At 43.5% G+C, this 24,667-nt stretch carries 20 protein-coding genes; 11 read left to right on the forward strand and 9 right to left on the reverse strand.

Annotation, left to right across the window (positions count from 1 at the left end; translation table 11 throughout):
- Positions 1-26 precede the first annotated feature (26 nt).
- On the forward strand, positions 27-2,972 hold the full coding sequence (locus LAQ65_RS01240; protein WP_224115108.1) for an alpha/beta hydrolase family protein: 2,946 nt from the start codon (positions 27-29) through the stop codon (positions 2,970-2,972).
- On the opposite strand, the gene LAQ65_RS01245 is transcribed toward LAQ65_RS01240, so the two are convergent.
- The gene (locus LAQ65_RS01245; protein ID WP_224115109.1) at positions 2,969-3,676 is read right to left on the reverse strand and encodes a hypothetical protein; all 708 of its coding nucleotides are present in this window, start codon (positions 3,674-3,676) and stop codon (positions 2,969-2,971) included. The genes LAQ65_RS01240 and LAQ65_RS01245 overlap by 4 nt on opposite strands.
- A 50-nt stretch (positions 3,677-3,726) precedes the next feature.
- On the opposite strand from LAQ65_RS01245, the gene LAQ65_RS01250 reads away from it, so the two are divergent.
- Entirely contained in the window at positions 3,727-4,239 is a 513-nt protein-coding gene (locus tag LAQ65_RS01250) for a SixA phosphatase family protein (protein ID WP_224115110.1), read from the forward strand.
- An 11-nt stretch (positions 4,240-4,250) separates the two neighbouring features.
- On the opposite strand, the gene LAQ65_RS01255 is transcribed toward LAQ65_RS01250, so the two are convergent.
- Genes LAQ65_RS01255 through LAQ65_RS01270 form a run of 4 tightly spaced genes read right to left on the reverse strand, consistent with a single transcriptional unit; the run spans position 4,251 to position 7,899 of the window.
- Entirely contained in the window at positions 4,251-5,672 is a 1,422-nt protein-coding gene (locus tag LAQ65_RS01255) for a dihydrolipoamide acetyltransferase family protein (protein ID WP_224115111.1), read from the reverse strand.
- Positions 5,673-5,729: 57 nt separating this feature from the next.
- Complete coding sequence (locus LAQ65_RS01260) at positions 5,730-7,001, reverse strand: CinA family nicotinamide mononucleotide deamidase-related protein (RefSeq protein ID WP_224115112.1); 1,272 nt, start codon at positions 6,999-7,001, stop codon at positions 5,730-5,732.
- A 55-nt stretch (positions 7,002-7,056) separates the two neighbouring features.
- Positions 7,057-7,482: an acyl-CoA thioesterase gene (locus LAQ65_RS01265; RefSeq protein WP_224115113.1), complete on the reverse strand. Its 426-nt coding sequence runs from the start codon at positions 7,480-7,482 to the stop codon at positions 7,057-7,059.
- 9 nt (positions 7,483-7,491) lie between these two features.
- On the reverse strand, positions 7,492-7,899 hold the full coding sequence (locus LAQ65_RS01270) for a DoxX family protein (RefSeq protein ID WP_224115114.1): 408 nt from the start codon (positions 7,897-7,899) through the stop codon (positions 7,492-7,494).
- 153 nt (positions 7,900-8,052) lie between these two features.
- Between LAQ65_RS01270 and LAQ65_RS01275 the strand changes: the two genes are divergently transcribed.
- Genes LAQ65_RS01275 through LAQ65_RS01290 form a run of 4 tightly spaced genes read left to right on the forward strand, consistent with a single transcriptional unit; the run spans position 8,053 to position 14,354 of the window.
- Positions 8,053-11,091: a tetratricopeptide repeat protein gene (locus tag LAQ65_RS01275; RefSeq protein ID WP_224115115.1), complete on the forward strand. Its 3,039-nt coding sequence runs from the start codon at positions 8,053-8,055 to the stop codon at positions 11,089-11,091.
- Positions 11,092-11,111: 20 nt separating this feature from the next.
- Positions 11,112-12,764 (forward strand): TonB-dependent receptor, encoded by a 1,653-nt coding sequence (locus LAQ65_RS01280; protein ID WP_224115116.1) that lies wholly within the window; start codon positions 11,112-11,114, stop codon positions 12,762-12,764.
- Between the two features lie 49 nt (positions 12,765-12,813).
- Entirely contained in the window at positions 12,814-13,446 is a 633-nt protein-coding gene (locus LAQ65_RS01285) for a hypothetical protein (protein WP_224115117.1), read from the forward strand.
- A gap of 14 nt (positions 13,447-13,460) precedes the next feature.
- A complete protein-coding gene (locus LAQ65_RS01290; RefSeq protein ID WP_224115118.1) occupies positions 13,461-14,354 on the forward strand; it encodes a class I SAM-dependent methyltransferase in 894 nt (297 codons plus the stop codon).
- A 2-nt stretch (positions 14,355-14,356) separates the two neighbouring features.
- Here LAQ65_RS01290 and LAQ65_RS01295 read toward each other — a convergent pair whose 3' ends face one another.
- Positions 14,357-15,208, reverse strand: a complete 852-nt coding sequence (locus tag LAQ65_RS01295) for a glutaminyl-peptide cyclotransferase (RefSeq protein ID WP_224115119.1) — start codon at positions 15,206-15,208, stop codon at positions 14,357-14,359.
- A gap of 293 nt (positions 15,209-15,501) precedes the next feature.
- On the opposite strand from LAQ65_RS01295, the gene LAQ65_RS01300 reads away from it, so the two are divergent.
- Positions 15,502-16,722, forward strand: coding sequence for a zinc-dependent metalloprotease (locus LAQ65_RS01300; protein WP_224115120.1), 1,221 nt, complete (start codon positions 15,502-15,504; stop codon positions 16,720-16,722).
- Between the two features lie 103 nt (positions 16,723-16,825).
- Here the strand turns inward: LAQ65_RS01300 and lpdA are convergent, their stop codons facing one another.
- Both lpdA and LAQ65_RS01310 read right to left on the reverse strand, forming a co-directional pair.
- Complete coding sequence (gene lpdA, locus LAQ65_RS01305) at positions 16,826-18,229, reverse strand: dihydrolipoyl dehydrogenase (RefSeq protein ID WP_224115121.1); 1,404 nt, start codon at positions 18,227-18,229, stop codon at positions 16,826-16,828.
- Positions 18,230-18,309: 80 nt separating this feature from the next.
- The gene (locus LAQ65_RS01310) at positions 18,310-19,983 is read right to left on the reverse strand and encodes a DEAD/DEAH box helicase (protein ID WP_224115122.1); all 1,674 of its coding nucleotides are present in this window, start codon (positions 19,981-19,983) and stop codon (positions 18,310-18,312) included.
- Between the two features lie 52 nt (positions 19,984-20,035).
- On the opposite strand from LAQ65_RS01310, the gene bshB1 reads away from it, so the two are divergent.
- The 4 genes from bshB1 to LAQ65_RS01330 all read left to right on the forward strand — a co-directional run bounded on the left by bshB1 (position 20,036) and on the right by LAQ65_RS01330 (position 24,038).
- Positions 20,036-20,773: a bacillithiol biosynthesis deacetylase BshB1 gene (gene bshB1, locus LAQ65_RS01315; RefSeq protein ID WP_224115123.1), complete on the forward strand. Its 738-nt coding sequence runs from the start codon at positions 20,036-20,038 to the stop codon at positions 20,771-20,773.
- 217 nt (positions 20,774-20,990) lie between these two features.
- Complete coding sequence (locus LAQ65_RS01320) at positions 20,991-22,058, forward strand: fatty acid desaturase family protein (RefSeq protein WP_224115124.1); 1,068 nt, start codon at positions 20,991-20,993, stop codon at positions 22,056-22,058.
- 44 nt (positions 22,059-22,102) lie between these two features.
- On the forward strand, positions 22,103-22,978 hold the full coding sequence (locus tag LAQ65_RS01325) for a carbon-nitrogen hydrolase (RefSeq protein WP_224115125.1): 876 nt from the start codon (positions 22,103-22,105) through the stop codon (positions 22,976-22,978).
- The gene (locus LAQ65_RS01330) at positions 22,968-24,038 is read left to right on the forward strand and encodes an agmatine deiminase family protein (protein ID WP_224115126.1); all 1,071 of its coding nucleotides are present in this window, start codon (positions 22,968-22,970) and stop codon (positions 24,036-24,038) included. The genes LAQ65_RS01325 and LAQ65_RS01330 overlap by 11 nt, the downstream gene beginning before the upstream one ends.
- Here the strand turns inward: LAQ65_RS01330 and LAQ65_RS01335 are convergent.
- The gene (locus LAQ65_RS01335) at positions 24,035-24,631 is read right to left on the reverse strand and encodes a methyltransferase domain-containing protein (protein WP_224115127.1); all 597 of its coding nucleotides are present in this window, start codon (positions 24,629-24,631) and stop codon (positions 24,035-24,037) included. The two genes, LAQ65_RS01330 and LAQ65_RS01335, sit on opposite strands and share 4 nt — an antisense overlap.
- Between the last annotated feature and the right edge of the window lie 36 nt (positions 24,632-24,667).

Raw genomic sequence — 24,667 nt, forward strand, 5'->3', positions numbered from 1 at the left:
TTATTTTTAAGAATCAAACGAGCTGCATGAAAAATTCCTGGATTTTATTAGCTTGGATTTTAAGCGCGTCGACTTCAACCGCGCAAAAAAAACCATTGGATCATTCGGTTTATGACCAATGGCAAAGCCTGGGAGAAAAGCTGGTTAGTGCTAATGGCAGGTACATTGTATACACTATTAATGTTCAGGAAGGAGATGGTGAACTGGTGGTTCGGTCCGCCAACCTGCAATACGAAAAACATATTCCACGCGGGTACCAGGCAGTTATAAGTGATGATAGCCGCTTCCTGGTTGCTAAAATTAAGCCTTTGTTTAAGGAAACCCGGGAAGCTATGATTAAGAAGTCAGCAACTGCTGATATGCCGAAAGACTCCCTGCTGATTCTGGAATTGGGAAAAGACAGCCTCCGGAAAATTGCGCAGCTGAAATCATTTAAGCTTCCTGAAAGGGGAGATCCCTGGCTGGCTGTTCAATTGTGGAAATCCCCGGTACCTGGTGCATTTGAACAGGCTGATTCTATCGCAAGGCTGGATAAAATGCTTTCTGTGGCTGATAGTTTGAACAAGGCAGCCGATAGTATCAGACGCAAAGCTGGTGAAGCACGGCAATACGGTATGGAAGCACTGAAACCGAAAGCCATTGTGAAAAAGGAAAATAAATCAGGGGCCGAATCAATTGACGAAGGCAATTTCCTGCTTGTGAAGAACCTTGTTACCGGGAAAGAATACCAGCATGAACTTGTGAGTTCTTACTTGTTCAACAAATTCGGGCAGGTATTAATTATCCAGACTACAAAATCAGCGACCGACAAAAAACGCACTGGTTTATTCCTTCGGCAAAACCTGCAATCGGGGGAAACAGATACGGTAATGAAAAATTTCCAGGACGTTCGCGGGGTTGCCATTTCGGAAGATGCAAAGACCCTGGCCTTTATTGCAGAACGTGACAGTTCGGCAAAGGCACTGAAGAAATATTATAAACTCTGGATGTACCGAAAGGGGATGGACAGTGCGGTGGTTTGGGCAGAAAGGCATTCAGCAGGTGTGCCTGAGGGCTATATCATCCATCCTGATTTCAATAATTATTTCAGCCAGGATGGTAGCAGGCTTTTCATCGGACTGGCGCCTCAGCCACCGGTAAAAGATACAAGTCTTGTTGATTTTGAAACAGCTAAACTGGATGTGTGGAATTACCGTGATGACTACCTGCAACCGCAACAACTGGTACAACTGAAAAATGATTTAAAAAGTAGTTGGCTGGCAGTTTTGCGGAGTGACAATGGACTGCTGATTAAACTTGGGGGTGATTCCTGCGAACTGGTTTTTCCTTCTGCTGAGGGTAATGGACAATTTGCAATGGGACTTAGCACAAGGGGATATCGTATCCAGCAGCAATGGACGCAGCATTTACTGGCTGATTTATATGTTATTGACCTGGCAACCGGACTGCGGAAATTGGTGGCAAAGCGGGTCTTCAGTAATTCGGCAAGTATTTCACCTGCCGGGAAATATATCATTTGGTATGACCCTGGTAAAAAGCAATGGATAGCATATTCAACCGGGCTTAACAAGACCCTGATACTTTCAAAGGGTATTCCATATCCATTATTTGATGAAGAAGACGACCATCCCGATGATCCGCCGCCATATGGAATAATGGGCTGGATGGAACAGGACGAATTTGTTTATTTGTACGACCGGTATGATATATGGAAGGCAGATCCGGGAGGTATGCTTCCGCCCCTGAATATAACAATGGGCAAAGGCCGTAAAAACAAGGTAATAATCAGGTATAGTAAAACAGTTCCTGATGAAAAATTCCTCACAAAAAAACAGTCCCTGCTGTTCCACCTTTTTGATGAAAAAACCAAAGGTGAGGGCTGGCAGCTTTATACAATTGGCGGGACTTTTTCATTTGGGAATAATGGCCATGTACCAGTTTATGCTGCCCGGTTTTCGGACCCGGTAAAAGCAAGGGATAATGAAGTTTTGATATTCAGGCAACAAACACCGGAAGCACAGAATTTGTACCTCAGCAGGTGCGATGAAATAAGTGATTCTTCAAAATCTATACCGCTGAGCCAGTTAAACAAACAGCAATCTGGCTATAACTGGTTTTCGGTTGAGCTTCACCGCTGGAAAATGCTTGATGGGAAGATGAGTGAGGGCTTGTTATATAAACCCGAAAACTTTGATCCCTTGAAAAAGTATCCGGTTATCTTCTATTTCTATGAACGGAACTCGGAAAACAGGTATAACTATATAGAACCTATGCCAGTCAGGGCATCCATTAATATTGCCTATTACACAAGCAATGGATACCTGGTATTTGACCCGGATATTTACTATAAAACCGGCCAGCCGGGCGAAGATGCTTACAATAGTGTAGTTTCCGCTGCGCGTTATTTATCGCGGTTTGCCTGGGTAGACACTGCACGGATGGGATTACAAGGACATAGCTGGGGAGGCTACCAGGTGGCTTACCTGGTTACCCGTACAAATATGTTTGCAGCTGCCGAGGCGGGCGCCCCGGTTAGTAACATGACGAGTGCATATGGTGGCATCAGGTGGGGAACAGGCATCAGCCGCCAGTTTCAATATGAAAAAACACAGAGTAGGCTGGGGGCAACATTATGGGAGAAGCCTGAACGCTACCTTAAAAATTCACCATTATTCAGGGCCAATAAAATCCAAACACCTTTATTACTGTTGCACAATGATAAAGATGATGCAGTGCCCTGGTACCAGGGAATTGAGTTGTTTTCTGCATTACGCCGTCTGGGAAAAGAGGTATGGCTCGTAAGTTATAATGATGAATTGCATGGCATCATTGAGCGAAGGAACCGCAAAGACTGGACAATCAGGATGGCACAATTTTTTAACCACTACCTGAAAGAAGCGCCGGCACCAAAATGGATGACAGAAGGTGTGCCTGCAACCCGCAAAGGCATAGAATGGGGCCTTGGTTATTAAGAAATATACCTAACCAGGCAGCGTTTAGCGATCGGTAACAAAGTTTCCTCAACCGGAAAGGAAAGAGGTGTTTCAATTGTATACACTGCAGGATTGGGCAGGTCTTTCTTTTCCTTAATGAGTGAAAATTTCATATTCTCATAGGTGTTTGCGATGCTGCGCTGCCATTCTGTAACAAATGTGGTTTTTATAGCACGGTACTGCTCATCATGTTTTTCGAATATGCTTAGCCTGTAGTGATAAACCAGGGTTGATCTTGAAGTTCCCTGACCTAGGAAGAAATAACCTTCCTTATTGTCCAGCGGTACTAACCCGACCGGTTCAATCTGTATTTTCTGTTCTACGAATTCATAAATTTCGGAGCCATTCCTGATTGTTCCTTTCATTTCCCCGGCTGCATATTGGATAATGGTTTCCAGCTCTTCCATCAGTTCATCATCCTCAATCATTTGTTCATAAAGGAGCTGCAGGTTTTCGAGCTGAATACCTGTTAATCGCTTCGGGAATTGTTCTTGAAGGAATTTTTTATTCTCCCTGAATTTTACAATGTTATGGTAATGGAAGATAATGTCTGCAAGCTGCGGGTACAATTTGTTCTCACCGAAGTTTTTGTTTACTTCCTGAAGGTAGGCGAGAAGTGTATACTTCTTTAACTCAAAGTCGATAAAGCCTTCGGCGAACCAGGTTTGAGATAAAGTCTTCATGGCGATAGAATTTTTGTATAATTTACTGAAATTGCCTTTAAATACCGTGTATGTATAACCGGATTGTTTTTTTTATACTTTTCTTATGTTTAACGGGTTGCAGCAATAAATATTATATTGTAAGGCATGCAGAAAAGGTCCAGGTAACACCTGGCATGATGATGAGTACGGTCAATAATGACCTGCCGCTGACCGATGCAGGTAAGGAAAGGGCAATAGCACTGCAAAAGCGCCTGGAAAAGGAAAAGATCCGGCAGGTATTTTCTACACATACCCTGCGCACCGAAAGCACAGCGGCTCCAACCGCCAGGTATTTTAGCTGCCCGGTGCAGGTTTATACCAAAGCAGATAGTGCATTTATTCAGCTGCTAAAAAGACTTAAGGGAAATACGCTCATTGTTGGGCATAGCAATACAGTGGATGACCTTGTGAACGGCCTTACTGGCATACGGCATTTATCAGATTTGCCCGATAGTGCCTACGATAATTTGTTCATCGTTAGGAAAAAAGGGAAAAAACTGACCTTTTCCCAGGAAAAATATGGCCGGCCAGGTTCAAATTAATAGATAAGGATTTAGAATTCCCTTTGCGGATCAAAATGTTCCAGTTCCCTGGCAACAGCTGTCAGGAAGGTAGCACCTAAGCTACCGTCGATGATCCGGTGATCATAACTCATGCTCAGGTACATCATATGCCGTATCGCAATAGAATCACCTTGTGCAGTCTCAATTACAACAGGTCTTTTTTTGATTGCGCCAACAGCAAGGATAGCTACCTGCGGCTGGTTAATAATAGGAGTACCCATGAGGCTACCAAATGTACCCACATTAGTTAGTGTAAAGGTTCCGCCCTGGGTGTCTTCTGGTTTAAGTTTGCCATTACGGGCATTGTCTGCCATAGCATTTACCTGCTTGGCCAGGCCTACCAGGTTTAACTGATCAGCATTTTTTATAACAGGTACAATAAGGTTGCCCGAAGGAAGGGCAGTAGCCATACCAATATTGATATCCTTTTTGATAATTATTTTGTCAATATCCAGGCTACTGTTGATGAGCGGATATTTTTTGATGCACCTTACGATCGCTTCAACAAACAAGGGCGTAAATGTGATCTTGGTGCCTTCCTGCTTAAGGAATTGCTGCTTCATTTTTTCACGCCATAAAACGAGGTTGGTTACATCAGCTTCAGTAAAACTGGTCACGTGCGGACTTGTCTGCTTGCTCTTAACCATATGGTCAGCTATGAGCCTGCGTAAACGGTCCATTTCAATTATTTCCACATTTTCCCCGTATTTGGAAACCGGTTTTACAGCTGGTGGAATTTCAGCAGGCTGAACTGGTGCTGCGATATTTTCTGTTTGGGGTTCAACTGGAATTTGGTATGCCTGGGGCTGAACCGGTTGTTGGACTGGCTGCTGCGCCGGATGCTGAATGGGTTGCTGAACCGGCCTGGCTAAAGGTAAATTACCAGCTCTTTTATCCTCTACGAACTGGAGGATATCTTTTTTTGTAACCCTGCCTTCAATGCCCGTTCCCTGAATAGATTCAAGTTCACTAATTGTTACACCCTCATTTGCCGCAATATTCAGTACAAGCGGGGAATAAAAACGGTTACCATTTCCGGCTACCAGGTTTGACGTTATGCCACCGTTATCCCCCGGATAACCAAGGTCAGTGGCTTCTTGAAAATATTGTGGAGCCGCGGCAAATGCAGGTTCCTGCGTAGCTGGCCTGGGGTGGATATTTTCTTCCGTCATGCTCGTCCTGATGCGGGCAATAACAGCACCTACAGGCACAACATCATTCACTTTATACAGGATTTCTTCTATTATACCCCCTGCTGTGCTGGGAACTTCGGTATCTACTTTGTCAGTGGCAATTTCCAAAACAGTTTCATCCTGCTGAACGGTATCCCCTGGATTTTTCAGCCACTTCAGAATAGTGGCTTCCATGATACTTTCTCCCATTTTCGGCATAACAAGGTCAACAACTGCCATAATATAAAGGTGATTTGTGGCCAAAGGTAAAGTATTCGATCCTTCCGAATATGAGTGTTAGCTTTTTGTGGATTGTGTTTGGTCAAGTATAAATTTCCTGCATAAGTTCATGGCGTTCAATGCAGTAAGATCGATGTTCCTACGCCGGTCAAACCGGAATTTAAACTTTTGGGTAATGATTTCGTCCTGGTTACCAACAGCCACCCAAACTGTGCCAACCGGCTTTTCAGGCGTACCGCCATCGGGACCCATAATTCCTGAAGTGGCCAGGGCAAAATCTGTTTTGAGAGCTGCCAATGCGCCTTTTACCATCTGGATAACAGTATCTTCACTTACTGCGCCAGCTGTTTCCAGCGTTTCTTCTGCTACCTGAAGGATATCATGCTTCACTTCATTGGCATAACTGATTACCCCGCCTTTAAAATACCTGCTGGATCCCGGCATGGCTGTAAAGAGTTGGGCAATATAGCCCCCTGTGCAACTTTCTGCAGTACCTATAGTTTTTTGTTGCTCCAGTAAAAGGTTCGCGACAACGGCTTCAAGGGGCTCATCTTTATTGGTAACAATAACATCAGTTAAAAGGGATTGTAATTTCAGGAATTGCCAGTCAATTTCCTTTGCCCCACCTTTAGCTTCCAGGTCAATTGTACTCAGCCGAAGGCGAACCATTCCATAACTGGGCAGGTATGCCAGTTTGATTGATTTTGGAAGGGCATTTTCGTATTCAGCGATCCTTTCCGCCAGGAAGGATTCACCTATCCCGGCAGTAAGTAATGTGCGGTGATATATCTGTGGCAGTTCGAATTTTTTTTGCAGGGCTGGTATCACTTCATCCAGCATCAGTCCCTTCATTTCAAAAGGCACACCGGGTAAGGATACAACGATAGTGTTGTCTTTTTCAAACCACATACCAGGCGCAGTTCCATTTGCATTGTGCAATACTGTGCAGACATCCGGAACCATTGCCTGGTTTGCATTACGCTCGATCATGGGGCGACCGTATACTTTTTCAAAAAGGTAATGCACATGTTGCAGTACCTGTTCGTTCTGCACCATTTTCCCGCCAAAATAATCACAGAGTAAAGGCTTTGTAATATCGTCGGCCGTGGGTCCGAGTCCTCCGGTTATTAAAACAATATTAGCGGCTGGAATTTCCTGGTCCAGCGCTTTCCAGATTGCTTCCCATTCATCACCTACTGCAATCCGCCTGTTAACTGTAATACCTATGCGATTTAATTGCTGGGCCATCCAGGCACTGTTGGTATCAATCACTTGTCCAATTAGTAATTCATCGCCAATAGTTATAATGCTCGCTGAAAATTTTTGCATTCCGGCCTATTTAAAAGTTCTTTAATATACGGTTACCTGGCAAACGGTGTAAAAACTATTTAGCAGGCACTTCAGTAAAATAGGGCCTGAGTTTTTCAAATAAAGCTTCAGGCATGGTTGATTTTTCCTTCGAGCCGGATTTAATAAAATACAAAACAACCCTGCCAATGGTCAGTAATTTATCCTGTTCATTGTAAACTTCATGGTGAAATTCAATCCGGTGGTCGGCAGGCAACTCTTTCAGGACAGTACGGATAGTAAGTAAATCATCATAATGGGCAGGCCTGAGGAATTTTGTATGCAGTTCAACCAGGGGCATGATTATGCCCATAGCTTCCATGTCTTTATAGGTGAACCCCAGGTGCCGGATACTCTCTGCACGGGCAACTTCAAAGTATTGTGCATAGTTACCATGATAAACGACATTCATCTGGTCTGTTTCTGCATAGCGTACCCTGACTGTTGTTTCTGATGTATACATAATTGATATTTACTTTCCCATCATATGATCAACACTAGCCCTTCCTGGCCCGCACAAAAGAATAGCAATGATCCCCGTCAGGAATAGTGCTGCATTTTGGCCCTTGTCAATATTGTGGTTGTGGATGAGAAAAAATGCAATTCCAAGCGATATTACCACAGGAATGGCAGCTAACCGGGTAAATAGTCCAAGTACCAGCAACAAGGCGCAGAATACTTCCGCAAATATGACTAAAACAAGTGACCATTTGGCCCCAATATGAATGGGGTCGCCAAAAGTATACTGTAACCTGGAAAATTTAACCATTTTATCAAATCCATAGTTTACCAGCAGTAAACCACCGAAACAGATTCTGGTCAAAAGCATCATTGAATCAAAAGCCCATTCAGGATAGGTGGTCGATAATAATTTCTTCATGCTTGCAATTTTGCCAAAATTAATGGTTGGATGCAAAGAATTGTTAATCATTTCAATTATCCACAGTTGTTTGGAACGTTATTTGGTAGCACAGAAAATAATTAAAATCTTTACTTTGCTGCAATTTGGCCTTTGAAAATAAAAACAATACAATTGAGAAGAATCGTCATTGCGATTATCTGTTGTTCTGCAACGCAATGGGTGAGTGCCCAGCAGACCGGTATTTTCACTGATCCCGAGGTGGGTTTCAAACAAGCGAAAGACTATTTTCAACGGGAGCAATACAGTCTTGCCTATCCGCTGTTCAAGGAACTCAGCCTGCAACTGCGGGAACCTGACAGAAGTGGCCAGTCCCTTAATTACCAGGACGTGCTTTATTATACACTGGTTTGCGCTTTGCGGCAGAATGAAAAGGGAGCAGTGGACCAGGCTATTGAATATGTTGACCTTAATGATAATGAAAGCCGGGTGGAGCTAATGAGTTATCACCTTGGGGAATACTATTTCAGGCAGAAAAAATATTACCAGGCCTCTACCTATTATGAAAAAACGTCGGTTGCGCACCTGAATAATGCTGAAGTTGCTTCGCTGAAATTCCACCAGGGATACTGTTATTTTAACCTTCAGCGTTTTGATGTAGCAAAACCTTTGCTGGATGCGGTAAGGCAGGTCAAAGACAATCCAGATTATGCCGCCGCTAATTATTATTACGGATTTATTTGCTTTCGCGACAAACAATACCGTGAAGCATTAGCTGCTTTTAAAATTGTAGAAAACGATCCGGAATTCCAGCAGGTCGTCCCCTATTATATTGCCACCATTTATTACCTCACTGGTGATAAGACGAAGGCCCTTAGTTACGCCCAGGAAAAACTTCAAAAAGGAAACGGGTATTATGACCTTGAATTGAAGCGTTTGGTCGGGCATGGACTCTATGAAACCAGGGATTATAAAAAAGCCCTGCCATACCTGGAAGCATATGCAGCCAAAACCAGTCCGCTTTCACGGAACGATTTGTATGAATTGTCCTACAGCTATTATACGATGGGCAATTATCCGAAGGCTATTGCCGGGTTTAAGCAATTGGGCGGAAGTGAAGATTCACTGGCACAGAATTCTATGTATCTTTTAGCCGATGCTTACCTGAAAACAAAAGACAAAGCCAACGCACGCAACGCTTTCCTGTTTTGTGCGCGCAACAGCAGTAACCCAACACAACAAGAGATATCTTCTTTTAATTACGGTAAGTTATCTTACGAATTGGGTTTTCCAGATATTGCATTAACTGAATTAAAGCAGTTCCTTACCCGCTATCCAAATTCCCAGTATAATATAGAGGCAAGGGAAATACTGGTAGGGGTTATGACACGCACTAGTAATTATAAAGATGCACTTGCATTGCTGGATGGCATTAAAAATCCATCGGAGCAGGTGAAACAATTTTATCCCGGAATATTATACGGCAGGGCTACTGAACTGGTTAATGATGGAATGTTGCCCGCTGCAGATCAATTGCTAGACCGTGCCATACAGTCGCCATATAACCAGTCTGTTCTCCCGCTTGTGAATTTCTGGAAAGGGGAAATCGCATTTAGGAACGATAAAACAGATGAGGCCATTAAATATTATAGTGATTACCTTGCTGCTCCGGTAACCAACAGCGAAGTAAATCCACAGAATGCCCGTTATAATCTGGGTTATTCTTATTTACAGAAAGAATCATATAAACAGGCCCTGGTAAATTTCGACCAGGCCTACAAAGCACCCGCCAAAAAATCTTCGCCGGTTGAGCAGGATGCATTTATTCGCTCAGCAGATTGTAATTACATGTTACGTGATTATAAAAAAGCATCAGCCATGTACGACCAGGTTATTCAGTTCGGTTGGGCTTCTGCTGATTATGCAAGTTTCCAGAAAGCAATGATTGCCGGCATAGGAAACAGCAATGACAAGATCCGCCAAATGCAGCAAATGCAGCGTAATTACCCCGTTTCTTCACTGGTACCTGATGCCAACATGGAAATTGCCAATACCTATATGGGGGATGAAAAATTCAAGGAAGCTATTCCGTTCCTAAATGCGGTTATTAAAGATGCGAGGAGTGAAGCGTTGAAGCCAAAGGCCTACCTGAAGTCTGGTATTGCTAATTATAACCTTGACAATAATGCAGAGGCACTTAACCAATACAATGCCTTATTACAGCAGTATCCCAATTCACCCGAAGCCGATGAAGCCCTGGATAATGCGAAAGCGATATATGTGGAAGAAGGACGTTCAGGTGAATACGTTGGCTTCGCAAAAAAAATGGGCAGGGATATTTCTACGTCCCAGCAAGATTCACTGGCTTATGCTGAAGCTGAAGTGCAGTTAAGCAATGGTAATTTTACCAATGCGCTGCAAAGGTTTGATGCTTACCTTGTCAAATACCCGGAAGGGCGGTACGTAATTGAGGCCAATTATTACCAGGCTGAAATCCATGCAAGCAGGAAAGAATGGGTAAAAGCCGCTGCTGGTTATGAATCTGTAGCTGCGAGGGTTCCTAACCGTTTTGGTGAAAAGTCATTATTGCAGGCTGCCAGGTTGAATTTCTTTGAATTAAAACAATATGAAAAAGCTGCAGGATATTATACTTCCCTTAAAGAATTCGCAAGTTCACAGGAAAATAAACTGGAAGCGATGCGCGGCTTATTAAGGAGCCAGTACCAATTGGAAAAATGGAATGAGGCGCAGGATAATGCAAAGGAGCTTTTGCAATATAAAGGCGCCAGTGCAGATGATAAACTTCTGGCGAATATGGTATTGGCTAAGGCAGCGGAAGCTGAAGGACAATTTGACCTGGCAATTGGTTACTATAAAAATGCAGCCAGCGGCACAAAAGGGGAATTAAGTGCGGCATCCCGTTATGGAATAGCATCCTGCCAGTTTAAGCAGTCCAAATGGAAAGATGCGGAAAAAAGCGCTTTTGAAGTGATCCATAAGAATGGCTCCTATGAATTATGGGTTACCCGTTCCTACTTATTGCTAGGTGATATTTATATGCAGCAACAGGATTTTTTTAATGCTAAAGCCACCTTTCAGAGCGTTGTGGAAAATGCTTCAATTCCTGAATTGAAAGAAGAAGCACAAAGGAAGCTCAACAAGGCCACTGAAGCTGAACGCAAACAAACCAATGCACCTGCTGCGAAAAATTGATCAATTTAGAAAAAGCATCCATGAAAATCTTTCGAAATATAGCTTACGCCGCTTTTTTTATGGCATTTGCACTGGGTACCCAAACAGCCATGGGGCAGGACACTAGCAGGAAGAAAACAATTGATATCACTTCAACCTTTAAGCCAGTTTTAAGGGAAGCAGTAAAGCTGAATTTTTCTGCAGCACTGCCAACCTTTGATACTATCCGGCCGGTTTTGGCATATTCCATTCCACAACAGCAGGTCAACCTGCCTTTTCAGCCAGGCAGTTTGCGCCCGGTTGCCCTGCAATCTGATTCTTTGCTGCCCTGGAATAACAGCCATTACCTGAAAGTTGGTATTGGAAATATCCATATTCCCTATATACAGGGGGCTTTAAGTGGTGGTAATGGCACCACCAGTTTTTTGAATGCTTATGGCGAATTTTATGCAGCAAAAGGTAAATTGCCCTACCAGAAAAACAACCTGGCTGATATACAGCTAAGGGGCACTTTTAAATTAGGGCCCGATCATGAATTATCGGGAAAGGTAGGATTCAAAGGAGAGGACTATTTCCTGTATGGCTATAAGCCGGATACCCTGGACTTTTCCAAAGATCAGCTTAAACAAAGGTTTGAGACAGTTGATGGTTTTTTTAGTTTCCGCAATACTAATCCGTCAGAATACGGGTTTAGTTATACACCCAACCTGAAAATATCTACATTCAGTGGAAAGAATGACGACAGGAATGCCAGGGAAGAAAATTTTGTTTTCAACCTGCCAATGCAGAAAACATTTGGAAAAATGTTTGGGTTTAACCTGGGGTTTACTGCTGACGTTACACGCTTCAATCCTTATGATAAGGCTACAGTAAAGAATACACTCTTATTATTAACCCCATCCCTTTTACTGAAAACTCCCAACGCTTTTATTCAGACAGGTATTATTCCTTCATGGGATAATAAGGAATTTAAGATGTTGCCAAATATTTTGGCCGAAATGACCACTAATGACCAGCGGTTTACCCTTCAGGCCGGCTGGATCGGATATTACGATAAAGCCAGTTACCAGCGCTTCGCCGGTATCAACCCCTGGTTAGCTGAGCCTTCCCAACTGCTTAACCAGAGAAACAGGGAAGTTTATGTTGGCTTCAAAGGATCACTTGCCAATCATTTCACCTATAGTGCGAAGGCCGCATATTTTAAGCAGCACAATGCAAACCTCTTTGTTAATGATACAATAGATGGCAAGACCTTTGAAACAGTATATTCCCCAAACCTTGAAATATTGCAGTTGCATGGCGAACTGGGCTATATGCTAGGGGAGGAATTAAGTTTCAAGGGCGGTATTACCTATAATAATTTCACCAAAATAGATGGCCAGACCAGGGCCTGGGGTTTATTGCCTTTTGAGCTAAATGGTTCCCTGCGCTGGAAAATCCTCAAGGACCTCTCTTTTACTGCGGATCTCTATGTCTGGGATGGTGCGGCCTACAGAACAAAGGCAGGCGAGGCACGCAAAGGAGATGGTGCTTTCGACCTGAATGCCGGGCTTCAATTCAAAGTCACCAAATCACTGGATCTTTGGTTTCAGATGAATAATATATTTAATAGCAAGTACGAGCGCTGGAACCAGTACCAGGTTTATGGTATAAATGTACTTGGCGGGGTCGTCTTCAGATTCAACCAGAAATAGTTCCACGAATAGTTTAGAGTGTTACATTTGCGAACTACCTGAACACGACATGGACATCCTGAATAATTACCTATACCAGCACAAAAGTATCAGCATTCCCGGGCTGGGTACTTTGCATATGGACCGGGTACCGGCCCGCACCGACTTTGTTAACCGGCAGATACTTGCGCCATCTTACACCTTCCGCTTTGACCAGTATTTTGATGCACCCGATAAGGAATTTTTTGGATTCCTTGCAAGCCATAAACAGGTTCCTGATTATGAGGCGATGAAATGGTATAATGAGTTTTCTTATGATTTGCGCACAAAAATCAGGAACCATGAGGAGGCTGCCTGGGAAGGCTTAGGCAGTTTCGTGGCCGATGAAAACGGCGGGATTTTTTTTAAGGCAGATCCATCCCTTGAATTGCGGATGAAACCGGTTGTTGCAGAAAGAATTATCAGGAATAACATAGAGCACCAAATCCTGGTTGGTGATGTTGAACGCACTTCAACTGAAATGCCGGAATTACTTACAGAGACTTTTGTGGAAAAGGAATCCTGGTGGACCTATGCCATAATTATTGCGGCTGTAGCGCTAAGTATATGTTGCTACCAGTTATTCACAAATGGCATGCGTTTTTCTTCATTGGTAAACCAGCATACTGTTCCTTCACGGAATATGCCATCTACCAGCCGATAATTTTACAATTGCCCATGCCAGTTATACATTACCAGCATTGCCCTGTTTGCCTTGGAAAATCTGTATTCCCGGTTCTCGAAGCTGTCGACTACACAGTTTCCAATGAAAAATTTTCTATTTGGGAATGCCAGGGCTGCCACCTGCGTTTTACACAGGATGTTCCCGATGCAGCTTCAATCGGACCCTATTACCAATCGGAAAAATATATTTCGCATACAGATACCCGAAAGGGTATGATTAACAACCTTTATCACCTGGTCAGGCAATTTACCCTTAAGCAGAAAAGGAAATTACTGGTTGTATCCACCGGTAAACAAAATGGCACTGTCCTGGATATAGGGGCGGGGACGGGTGCATTCCTGGCAGAAATGAAGAATTCAGGCTGGTCGGTTAGAGGCCTTGAGCCAGATCCTGGGGCCAGGAAGGTTGCACATGACCGTTACCAGCTTTTGTTTGAAGATCCCTCCCGGCTTTTTGATCTGGCCGAAGGAAGCTTTGATGTTATTACTATGTGGCATGTTCTGGAACACGTTCATCAGTTGCATGAATATATCGCACATATAAAAAAAATACTGGCGCCGGGTGGATTACTGGTCCTTGCCCTTCCTAATTACACATCAGCTGATGCTGTTTATTACGGTGCAAGCTGGGCGGCTTATGATGTTCCCAGGCACCTGTATCATTTTTCCCCGGAATCAGTGAGAAAACTGTTGGGGGCGCATGGTCTTTCCATAAAGTCAATGAAACCAATGTGGTTTGATCCGTTTTATATCAGTATGCTGAGTGAAGGGTATAAAAATGGCCGGCCGAATCACCTGGGTGCCATTTTACGGGGTCTGCAATCCAATATAAAAGCACGTTCAACTGCTGAAAGCGCTAGTTCTATAATTTATATAGCAGGGGCCTGATTTTATTGCAGGGTGATCTCATACAAGCTTGGCCAAAGCTTGCCGGTTATATATAATTTACCGTTCTGGCCGTCAAATGCAATTCCATTCAATACAGCATCCCCGCTCGTGTATTTTTCCTTGTTAGTATTTTCATTACTGTATTTTTCAAGGATGCCCGTCATGTCAGCCCTTCCTACTACCTGGCCATTAGATGGATCGATCTTTAAGATATAATAGGTCTGGTATTTATTAGCATAGATGTACCCTTTATAGTATTCAAGCTCATTCAGGTTATTTACCGGGCCGTTATTATCGGTTACCCCCACAACCTTCAGTGTAGAAAAGTTGGTCGGGTTTAAAAAATAGAGGTTACTGCTACCATCAGACATAATGAGGTTGGTACTATCGTTTGTAATACCCCAGCCTTCAGTTTTTATTGGGAATTCCTGCAGTTTCTTCATAGTCGAAGCGTCATACACAAATCCCTTTTTGCTTGTCCAGGTGAGCTGGTACAGCTTATTGTTCAAAATGGTGATACCTTCCCCGAAATAGGAAGCATCAAGGGGGATTTTCTGGCTTACTTTGCCGGTTTTGAGGTCAACCTTTCCAACCCATGATTTATAGGGGTTATATGCCGGGCTGCCCCCGGTAGCTTCAAGCACCTGACCATTGAAAACAATCAGCCCCTGGGTATAAGACAGGGTATCATGCGGATAAACATTCAGCACATTGTACCTTAACGTAGCTGGAGGGGCTATCGCTGGAGCGGTGCTAATTTCATTTTCCTGGGTATTGGTCTGGGGGGCATTGTTACAGGATGCAAGAAAACACAGCGTCAAAGCGGCAAAAATGCCAGTGTAAAAACGATTCATAGAAAATAATTGGACCAAATGTACAATAGGAAGAGCTAGTCTTTTGGTTGAATTCCTAAAAAAAATGTTACAACACTTTGAAATCTAAGGGAAAAGGTGTTTTTTTACAGTACTTACCAGTTGAAAGCCAATCACGTTCCCATATCCTTCCTTTTATTGGTGCATTCTCATGATAAGTATCCTTCAAACCTTACCGTCAAACTCCTTTTGCAATATCCTCTGCTTAAACGGTAAATCTAACCAATGAATCGCTGTTGATCCATTCTATGAATGGCCGTCACAACCAGATTTTCATGAGACGGATCATTTCAGTACTCTATTTGTTAACTATACAGGTTTTGCTGCATGCACAAAATGAATGCAGGCAAACTGATTATATACTACAATCAAAGCTTGTTTCCCCACCTTATAATACAGTAACCGCTGCTGCAAATACATTAAATATTGTAGCCAGGGATATTGTAATACCTGTAGTGGTTCATATTATTTCGAATGGTTCTACCGATTTTGTTACCAACGAACAGGTATATGCACAAATTGATGCACTTAACCGCGATTATAATGCTGCTAATGGAGACAGGTTGAAGACACCCTCTTATTTTTTAGGAAGGGTAGCCAATTGTGGGATCAGGTTCGAGTTGGCAAAGGTTGATCCGGGGGGTAATCTGTCAACAGGTATTGTTCGCAGGAAAACCGCTGTTCAGGCCTTTGCTCTTGATGATAAAGTAAAATTTAATGACAGGGGAGGTGATGATGCCTGGCCCCGCGACCATTACCTGAATATTTGGGTTTGTCCCCTTATATCGGCCATTTCCGGATATGCCAGCGTACCTGGTGCAAGGGAAGAACTAGATGGGGTTGTTATTAACGAGTCGGTGTTTGGCATAACTAACAGAAATGGAATCAATTCCCTTGGTAGGGTTGCAGTTCATGAAATTGGGCATTGGCTGGGATTAAAGCATATCTGGGGTGACGGCTATTGTGGTGATGACGGCATAGATGATACACCGCAGCAAAAAAGTTACCATAAAGGCTGCCCATCCGGTTTAGTAACCAGCTGTGGTAGTGATCCTGGCGGTGATATGTACATGAATTACATGGACCTGACCGATGATGCCTGCAGGTATATGTTCACAGAAGGGCAGAAGAAAAAAATGCTGGGCTTATTTGAGCCCGGACAAGCAAGATTTCCATTGTTATCATCCGGGGCATTATCTGCACCAGGGAATCCGATTGATGCATTGTGGGGCAACAAAGATTTAAAGCAAGGTTCCGTTGCAAATATTGGATTGTCACCTGTGCCTGCAACAACTTCATTAAGAGTTGAGCTTTTGGAAACCGGCACAGTACCAGGAAGTCGTTTGCTGGTTTACAATATTGTTGGCCAGCCCTTGCTTTCTGTTCCGGTTACCGGTAAAGTTGTACAGATAGATATATCCACCCTCAAAAGTGGCCAATACCTGCTTAAGGTTGAAAACTCTGGTGTCCCGGCTTCGAAATTTATAAAGCTGTAAAGAACTGCCCGATTTATTCTGTTTCTTAATTGTTTATTGAAATAGGGTCAATAAAAAAGGGCTCCATTCTGGTGGAACCCTTTTAAGAAAATTTAATATGCAATTAAATGTGGATAGCCTCGCCATAAGCCACTTCAATGGCATCTTTAATGCTTTCACTGATAGTCGGGTGGGGGTGGATGCTGTTCAGCACTTCATGGTAAGTGGTTTCCAGTTTCCTTGCAACAACAGTTTCAGCTATCAGTTCAGTAACATTATAGCCGATCATATGTGTGCCCAGCCATTCACCATATTTCGCATCGAAAATTACTTTTATAAAACCTTCCGTTGCCCCGGCAGCAGTTGCTTTCCCGGATGCACTCAGCGGAAATTTGCCCACTTTAATTTCGTAACCGGCATCCTTAGCTGCTTTTTCTGTATATCCAACTGATGCGATTTCCGGTACACAATATGTACAGCCTGGCACATTGCCATAATCAAGAGACTCTGGCTGGTGGTGGTATTTCTTTTCAGCGTACCCGATATTTTCAACACAAATAATGCCTTCTTTCGAAGCTACGTGTGCCAGAGCTTGTCCGGGCGCGCAATCACCAATGGCATATATACCAGGAACACTGGTCTGGTAGTATTTGTCTACAACGATTCTTCCTTTATCAGTTTTGATGCCGTTTTCTTCCAGGCCAATGCCCTCAATATTCGCAGCAACACCAACAGCGCTGAGTACGATATCAGCTTCAAGCATTACTTCACCGGTAGCTGTCTTTACTCTTGCTTTTACCCCTGGTCCGCTGGTGTCAACAGATTCAACAGAAGCATTTGTCATAATATCAATGCCTTTCTTCTTATATTGTTTTTCCAGTTCTTTTGAGATGTCTTCATCTTCAACAGGAACGATGCGGGGAAGGAATTCAACAACCGTTACTTTTGTCCCGATGCTGTTATAAAAATATGCAAATTCAACACCTATTGCACCACTTCCCACAACAATCATGCTTTTGGGCTGTTGCGGTAAAGCCATTGCTTCGCGGTAGCCAATTACTTTTTTCCCGTCCTGCTTAAGATTGGGTAACTCACGGCTACGGCCACCTGTTGCAATGATGGTATGCTTAGCTTCAACAAGTTCTTTACTTCCATCTGCTTTTGTAACTTCCACTTGCCCTTTTCCTTTTACTTTCCCAAAACCAACAATTACATCGATCTTGTTCTTTCTTAGAAGGAATTGAACGCCTTTGCTCATTTTATCTGCTACAGCGCGGCTTCTTTTAATAACAGCCTCAAAATTATGGGTGCCGGTTGCTTCAATACCATAGTCTTTGGAATGGTTGATATATTCCATGACCTGTGCACTTTTCAACAAGGCTTTCGTAGGGATACAACCCCAGTTCAGACAAACTCCACCAAGGCTTTCTTTTTCAATAACCGCTGTTTTAAATCCCAGTTGTGATGCACGGATTGCAGCTACATAACCACCGGGACCACTGCCGATTACAAGAACATCGTATGCCATAAAATTTATTTTTTAGATGTTGGTTGACTAATTAGTATGAACTAGCGAAACTAGTTTAGATGGTTTAAATGACCAAACGGTTACCTGTTCGCATCATTCATCCTGATCTTCCTGCCTTTGTACGTTTTTCCGTCAATAGACTTGATCATTTTGGCTGCCGCACTTTTTTCCACTTCAATCCAGGTATTCATTTCTTTCATGTCAATACGACCCAGCACCTCCTTTTTAAGGTCACTCATATCAAGGATGTATTGGAGGAAACTGGCTTTATAAAAACCATCTTTGGTACCAAGGTTTACAAATAATTTGGTCTGGTTACCACTGCTGCCTGAACTAACTGCGAATTCACGACTGCGGCTTTCACGCGGGCGGGCCTGGTCGCGGCCAAAGGATTCGCGCGGCCCGGCAATGCGGCTGCGGCGTTCTTCCCTGATATTCAGGTCTTCTGCGTTTTCATAATATTTCAGGAACCGGTCGAATTCCGTTGCTGCTACGCGCTTAAGGATTTCCTCTTTGCTTACATCAGCAAATTTTTCCATCAGCATGGGAACATAGGTTTCATAGTCGCCATGACTTATATCAGTTTGCAGCAGTTTATCCATAAAATAGAAAAATTGCTTGCGGCAAACATCCTTGCCTGTAGGAATCTCGAGTTTATTGAATGGTGACTGAACAATTTTCTCAATCTGCCTGAGGCGGAATACTTCACGGCTATGGATAATAGACATACAGATACCAGTCTTTCCCGCACGGCCGGTACGGCCGCTTCTGTGTGTGTACACTTCAATATCATCAGGCAATTCATAGTTAATGACATGGGTAATGCCCACCACATCAATTCCCCTTGCCGCCACATCTGTGGCAATTAATAATTGCAGGCTCTTCTCGCGGAACTGCCCCATCACCTTGTCGCGCTGGGCCTGTGTAAGGTCGCCGTGCAGGGCATCAATATCATAGCCTTCACGGGTTAACCTTTCTGCAATTTCCTGGGCATCCATTTTGGTTCTGGTGAAAATGATACCATAGATACCCGGATTGAAATCAATTAGCCTTTTGAGTGCTTCATACCGGTGCTGTGCACTGGTTACAAAATACTGGTGATCAATATTTTTGTTGGCGGTGTTCACTTTCCCAACCTGCAGTTCAATAGGTTCCTTCATGTAGCGTTTGCTTACCTTACGGATTTCCGGTGGCATGGTAGCGCTGAACAGCCAGGTGCTTTCGCGCTTAGGGGTGTTTTTCAGGATAAATTCAATATCATCCTGGAAGCCCATATTCAGCATTTCATCAGCTTCATCAAGAACCACGTATTTGATTTGCTCAAGGTTTATGGCCTTTCTTTCTATAAGGTCGATCAACCGGCCGGGTGTTGCGGTAACAATCTGGACCCCTCTTTTAATGTCGCGGATCTGGGCGCCTATGGAAGTGCCTCCATAAACAGCCACAACATTAAGCCCGGACATGAATTTTTTAAACAAATCCATCTCATTCACGATCTGCATGCAGAGTTCGCGGGTTGGGCATACAATCAGGGCCTGTGGAAATTTATCCGAAGATTTAACCAATTGTAATAAAGGAAGGCCAAAGGCGGCTGTTTTACCGGTACCGGTCTGTGCCAGTCCGATCAGGTCAGTTGTTCCGCTCAAAAGAACCGGAATAGCCTTTTCCTGGATGGTAGTAGGATTAACAAAGCCTAGTGCTGTCGTCGCTTTAACCAATCGCTCGTCAAGTCCTAACTCATCGAATGTAATCATATGTCAAAATTTGCGCAAAGGTAAGATAATAAACGCACTACATTTGCAGGCTATGAAACTTGATATTCTTGCAATAGGGATTCACCCCGATGATGTCGAGCTTGGTTGCTCAGGTACAATCATTAATGAAGTGAAAAATGGTAAAAAGGTCGGTATCCTTGACCTTAGCCAGGGAGAGCTGGGCACCCGTGGTACCATTATCACCCGGTATGCTGAAGCTGCAAGGGCCGCGGAAATCATGGGCGTTTCGGTCAGGGAAAACCTGAAAATGCGGGATGGTTTTTTCCGTAACGATGAAGTGCACCAGTTACAACTGATAGGCGCCATTCGCAAATACCAGCCTGAGATTGTACTGGCTAATGCTCTTGAAGATCGCCACCCCGACCATGGCCGGGCGGGAAAACTTATCACAGATGCCTGTTTCCTGGCAGGTTTGGTGAAAATAGAAACCCTGGATGAAAATGGTGATCCCCAGCAACGCTGGAGACCTAAGTGCATATTGCACTATATCCAGGACCGTTTGCAGGAACCCGATATAATCATAGATATTTCCGACGTTTTCGAACAAAGGATGCTGGCTATTGAGGCCTATACAACGCAGTTTTACAATCCGGATATGGAAACTGAAGGCCCCCAAACCTATATTTCCACCCCCGATTTCAGGGAAAGCCTTGTTGCAAGGGCCCGGATGATGGGCAAAAGGATCGGGGTACGCTATGGGGAAGGATTCACCACCCAAAAGTCCCTGGGCATTAAAACCCTGGATGCCATCATCCAGAACGAAACCTGATTCTTCACCTGCCGGGTAAATTTCACCGGCCACCAGTCAAGTATCCTTTTATTTATAAATTATTGAATATCAATTATTTATTTTACCGTCTGGGTATTACCCGCCGGGTACTACCCGGCGGGTGTAGCACAATTATCTCATAAATTCTATAAAACTGGGGTTTCTGGGAATATTTGCACGTAATTTTGCGTTTTCTATTTTGAACCCATTAGATATTATGGTAACACCTAAGTTTACAAATTCTGCCCAATCCTTTCACACAGAGCTGAAAAGGCGTATCAACGGTTATTTCGAAGAAAAAGGCGCATCCACAACCGGCAATTCCAATTTATTTACAAAAGCAATCCTCCTGATGGCTGGTTTTGTTTTTGTATATGTGCATCTGGTGTTTTTCACTCCCGTCGTTTGGCTGGCAGTACTGGAATGTGTTTTGCTTGGCGGTATCGTTGCTGCTATCGGTTTTAATGTTATGCACGACGGTGCCCACGGTAGTTTTAGTAAGTACAAGCTGGTGAACCAGCTTGCCGCCTTCTCATTGAATATTCTTGGGGGTAATAATTTCATGTGGAACGTTAAGCACAACGTTATCCACCATGCATATACGAACGTGGATGGCATTGATGATGATATTGATATCCAGCCCTGGATGCGCATGAGCCTTACACAGAAAAAATATAAACTGCATAAATACCAGCACCTCTATTTCTGGTTACTGTATTCTTTGTTATACATCCTTTGGATTTTTGTACTCGATTACAACAAATATTTCAGTTCCAAAATAGGTAGCATGCCATTGAAAAAAATGAGCATTTCTGATCATTTGGTTTTCTGGGGCTTTAAATTGCTTCATCTCTTTTTGTTTGTTGGATTGCCTATTTATATGCTGGGATTCCAAACCTGGTTGGTAGGGTTCCTGATTTATACCTGCCTTGCCGGATTTGTAATCAGCATGGTTTTCCAACTTGCCCACACTGTTGAACACACTGCATTTCCTGTGCCCGATAAAGAAACAGGAAGGCTTGAAGATGAGTGGGCTGTTCACCAATTGAAAACAACGGCCAACTTTGCTACACATAATAAGGTTGTAAGCTGGTTGGTAGGCGGACTGAATTTCCAGATCGAGCACCATCTTTTCCCAAAAATTTCGCACGTCCATTATCCTGCCATCAGCAAAATAATCAGGGATGCCTGCCGTGAATATGGTATTCCATATATTGAATACCGCAGGACCCGTCTGGCGGTTGTTTCACACGTGAATTTCCTGAAGCAAATGGGACGCGCCTGATAGTGCCTTACTTATCTTACATTTGGCGCTCAAATTGAGCGAAAATGCCGACTGTTAAAGTAGGATTGGTACAAATGAGTTGTACCGAAAATAAGGAAGAAAATATCTCTAAAGCTATTGCAAGGGTTCGTATTGCTGCTGCACAAGGCGCCCAAATCGTTTGCCTGCAGGAGCTCTTTACCTCGCTATATTTCTGCGACGTTGAAGATTATGATAATTTCAAATTGGCAGAACCCATCCCCGGGCCTTCCACTGAAGCCTTAAGCCAGGTAGCCATGGAAACCGGGGTTGTGATCATTGCCTCCTTATTTGAAAAACGCGCACAGGGTATATACCACAATACAACCGCAGTAATTGACGCAGATGGCAGCTACCTCGGCAAGTACCGCAAAATGCATATACCCGATGACCCGGCTTATTATGAGAAATTCTATTTCACTCCGGGTGACCTTGGTTATAAAGTCTTCAAAACGAAATTTGCAACCTTTGGTGTCCTGATCTGCTGGGACCAGTGGTATCCCGAAGCCGCAAGGATCACCGCCCTTATGGGTGCGGAAATTTTATTCTACCCAACTGCCATCGGATGGGCAACTGCACAGGACGAAGCCACAAATACCGAACAATACAATGCCTGGCAAACTATTCAACGTTCACATGCTGTTGCAAATGGCGTTCATGTGGTGAGTGTAAACCGCGTTGGACTTGAGCAGGATGGCGCCATGAAATTCTGGGGTGGGTCATTTGTTTCAAACCCATTCGGCAGTATACTTTACCAGGCATCTCATGATGCAGAGGAAGTGAAAGTGATGGATATTGACTTGTCAAAAACAGATAGCTATCGCACGCACTGGCCTTTCCTGCGTGACAGAAGAATTGATTCCTACCAGCCAATTACCAAAAGATTTATTGATGAAGACTGATCAGATTGACCATATAGACCGGCTTACTCCGGGTGAGGCCGGTTATTATTTCCCGGCGGAATTTGCTCCTCATGATGCTACCTGGTTAAGCTGGCCGCACAAAGAAGCATCCTGGCCTGGGAAAATCCAAGCCATTTATCCTTTCTATGCTGAGTTTATTAAAGTGTTGGCAGATAGTGAGCGGGTATGCATTAATGTTATAGATGAAACAATGAAGGCCTTTGCCCTGAAACACCTTCAGAAGGCAGGTGTCAACCTTCAAATGGTTGAATTCTATTTTCATCCAACAAATGACGCATGGTGCCGCGACCACGGGCCTGCTTTTCTAATTAATCCCGGAGCCAAACAAAAAAAGGTAATAGTTGACTGGAACTACAATGCATGGGGAGGGAAATATCCGCCATTTGAGTTGGATGATATAATACCAACAAGAATCGCTCAGCACTATAATATCCCGGTATATTATCCCGGAATAATTATGGAAGGCGGGTCGGTGGAATTTAATGGTAAGGGCACTGTAATAACATCTAAAGCCTGCCTGCTTAATCAGAACCGGAATCCGCACCTCAACCAGGAACAAATTGAAAAATACCTCATGGATTATTATGGTGTTCGACAGGTGTTATGGGTAGATGAAGGCATTGTTGGTGATGATACCGACGGCCATATTGATGATACTGTTCGCTTTGTTAATGAAGACACCGTGATTACGGTTGTAGAAGAAGATACAGCCGATGAAAATTACGGATTGCTTCAGCATAACCTTCAGCAATTACGCGCCATGCGATTACCTAATGATAAGCCCCTGAATATAATTGAATTGCCCATGCCAGAACTTGTAGAATATGATGGACAGAGGCTTCCGGCTTCCTATGCTAATTTTTATATTGCCAATAAATCGGTCATAGTACCCACTTTCCGCGGAGCCAATGATGAACGTGCGCTTCAGATCATACAGGCATGTTTTCCTGGTCGTAAGGTTATTGGTATTGATTCTACTGAAATCATCTGGGGCCTGGGAAGTTTTCATTGCCTTAGCCAGCAGGAGCCATCTGTTTAATTTTTCCTTGCTTCTAAAATAATAAATAGTTCGCTTGTTTTCCTGGCATCAATGGAGTTGTAACAAGGCTCCATTTTTTTTATGTTGAAATAGGGCCTGAACAGTTTTTCATATTCATCCAAATGTCCGCCAAATGGAGGACCGCCTTCAAAATTGCGATTAAATAATACACCGGCAAGTTTGCCTTTTGGCTTAAGAAGTTCGTACATTTTCTGCGCATAGGCATTCCGGAGTTTTGGATCCAGTGCGCAAAAAAAAGTCTGTTCCAGCGCCAGCTCATATTTACCAGTCAGTGTAAAGAAATCACCGGTAACAATGGTGAGGGTTCTGTTTACGAACGGGTGTAGTTTTTTTTCAAGTGCGGCGGTCGCAGCCGGTGCTATGTCGATTATGGTAATCTTCTGAAACCCTTGTTGCAGCAGGTATTCAACTTCATAGCCATTTCCGCAACCAGGTACCAGGATGGAAAGGTTTTTATCGGAGACCTGGTCGATATATGCCTTAAGGGGAGTTGAGGGGTAGCCGATATCCCAGCCGGTTTGATGCTGCCGGTAACGGTTATTCCAATAATTTTCATCTAGCTGGTTAGTCATGATTTCAATTCTTGCCAAAAGTAAAGTTCAATTATT

The organism is Flavihumibacter profundi (assembly GCF_020076305.1).
Lineage (GTDB): Bacteria > Bacteroidota > Bacteroidia > Chitinophagales > Chitinophagaceae > Flavihumibacter > Flavihumibacter profundi.

What these genes read in the sequence shown, in the direction of transcription:
- LAQ65_RS01330 (WP_224115126.1), top strand. Translation starts at nt 22,968, where the DNA reads ATGAAGACTGATCAGATTGACCATATAGACCGGCTTACTCCGGGTGAG.
- LAQ65_RS01245 (WP_224115109.1), bottom strand. Translation starts at nt 3,676, where the DNA reads ATGAAGACTTTATCTCAAACCTGGTTCGCCGAAGGCTTTATCGACTTT.
- LAQ65_RS01250 (WP_224115110.1), top strand. Translation starts at nt 3,727, where the DNA reads ATGTATAACCGGATTGTTTTTTTTATACTTTTCTTATGTTTAACGGGT.
- LAQ65_RS01335 (WP_224115127.1), bottom strand. Translation starts at nt 24,631, where the DNA reads ATGACTAACCAGCTAGATGAAAATTATTGGAATAACCGTTACCGGCAG.
- lpdA (WP_224115121.1), bottom strand. Translation starts at nt 18,229, where the DNA reads ATGGCATACGATGTTCTTGTAATCGGCAGTGGTCCCGGTGGTTATGTA.
- LAQ65_RS01295 (WP_224115119.1), bottom strand. Translation starts at nt 15,208, where the DNA reads ATGAATCGTTTTTACACTGGCATTTTTGCCGCTTTGACGCTGTGTTTT.
- LAQ65_RS01240 (WP_224115108.1), top strand. Translation starts at nt 27, where the DNA reads ATGAAAAATTCCTGGATTTTATTAGCTTGGATTTTAAGCGCGTCGACT.
- LAQ65_RS01300 (WP_224115120.1), top strand. Translation starts at nt 15,502, where the DNA reads ATGAGACGGATCATTTCAGTACTCTATTTGTTAACTATACAGGTTTTG.
- LAQ65_RS01285 (WP_224115117.1), top strand. Translation starts at nt 12,814, where the DNA reads ATGGACATCCTGAATAATTACCTATACCAGCACAAAAGTATCAGCATT.
- LAQ65_RS01255 (WP_224115111.1), bottom strand. Translation starts at nt 5,672, where the DNA reads ATGGCAGTTGTTGACCTTGTTATGCCGAAAATGGGAGAAAGTATCATG.
- LAQ65_RS01290 (WP_224115118.1), top strand. Translation starts at nt 13,461, where the DNA reads ATGCCAGTTATACATTACCAGCATTGCCCTGTTTGCCTTGGAAAATCT.
- LAQ65_RS01280 (WP_224115116.1), top strand. Translation starts at nt 11,112, where the DNA reads ATGAAAATCTTTCGAAATATAGCTTACGCCGCTTTTTTTATGGCATTT.
- LAQ65_RS01270 (WP_224115114.1), bottom strand. Translation starts at nt 7,899, where the DNA reads ATGAAGAAATTATTATCGACCACCTATCCTGAATGGGCTTTTGATTCA.
- bshB1 (WP_224115123.1), top strand. Translation starts at nt 20,036, where the DNA reads ATGAAACTTGATATTCTTGCAATAGGGATTCACCCCGATGATGTCGAG.
- LAQ65_RS01320 (WP_224115124.1), top strand. Translation starts at nt 20,991, where the DNA reads ATGGTAACACCTAAGTTTACAAATTCTGCCCAATCCTTTCACACAGAG.
- LAQ65_RS01310 (WP_224115122.1), bottom strand. Translation starts at nt 19,983, where the DNA reads ATGATTACATTCGATGAGTTAGGACTTGACGAGCGATTGGTTAAAGCG.
- LAQ65_RS01265 (WP_224115113.1), bottom strand. Translation starts at nt 7,482, where the DNA reads ATGTATACATCAGAAACAACAGTCAGGGTACGCTATGCAGAAACAGAC.
- LAQ65_RS01325 (WP_224115125.1), top strand. Translation starts at nt 22,103, where the DNA reads ATGCCGACTGTTAAAGTAGGATTGGTACAAATGAGTTGTACCGAAAAT.
- LAQ65_RS01260 (WP_224115112.1), bottom strand. Translation starts at nt 7,001, where the DNA reads ATGCAAAAATTTTCAGCGAGCATTATAACTATTGGCGATGAATTACTA.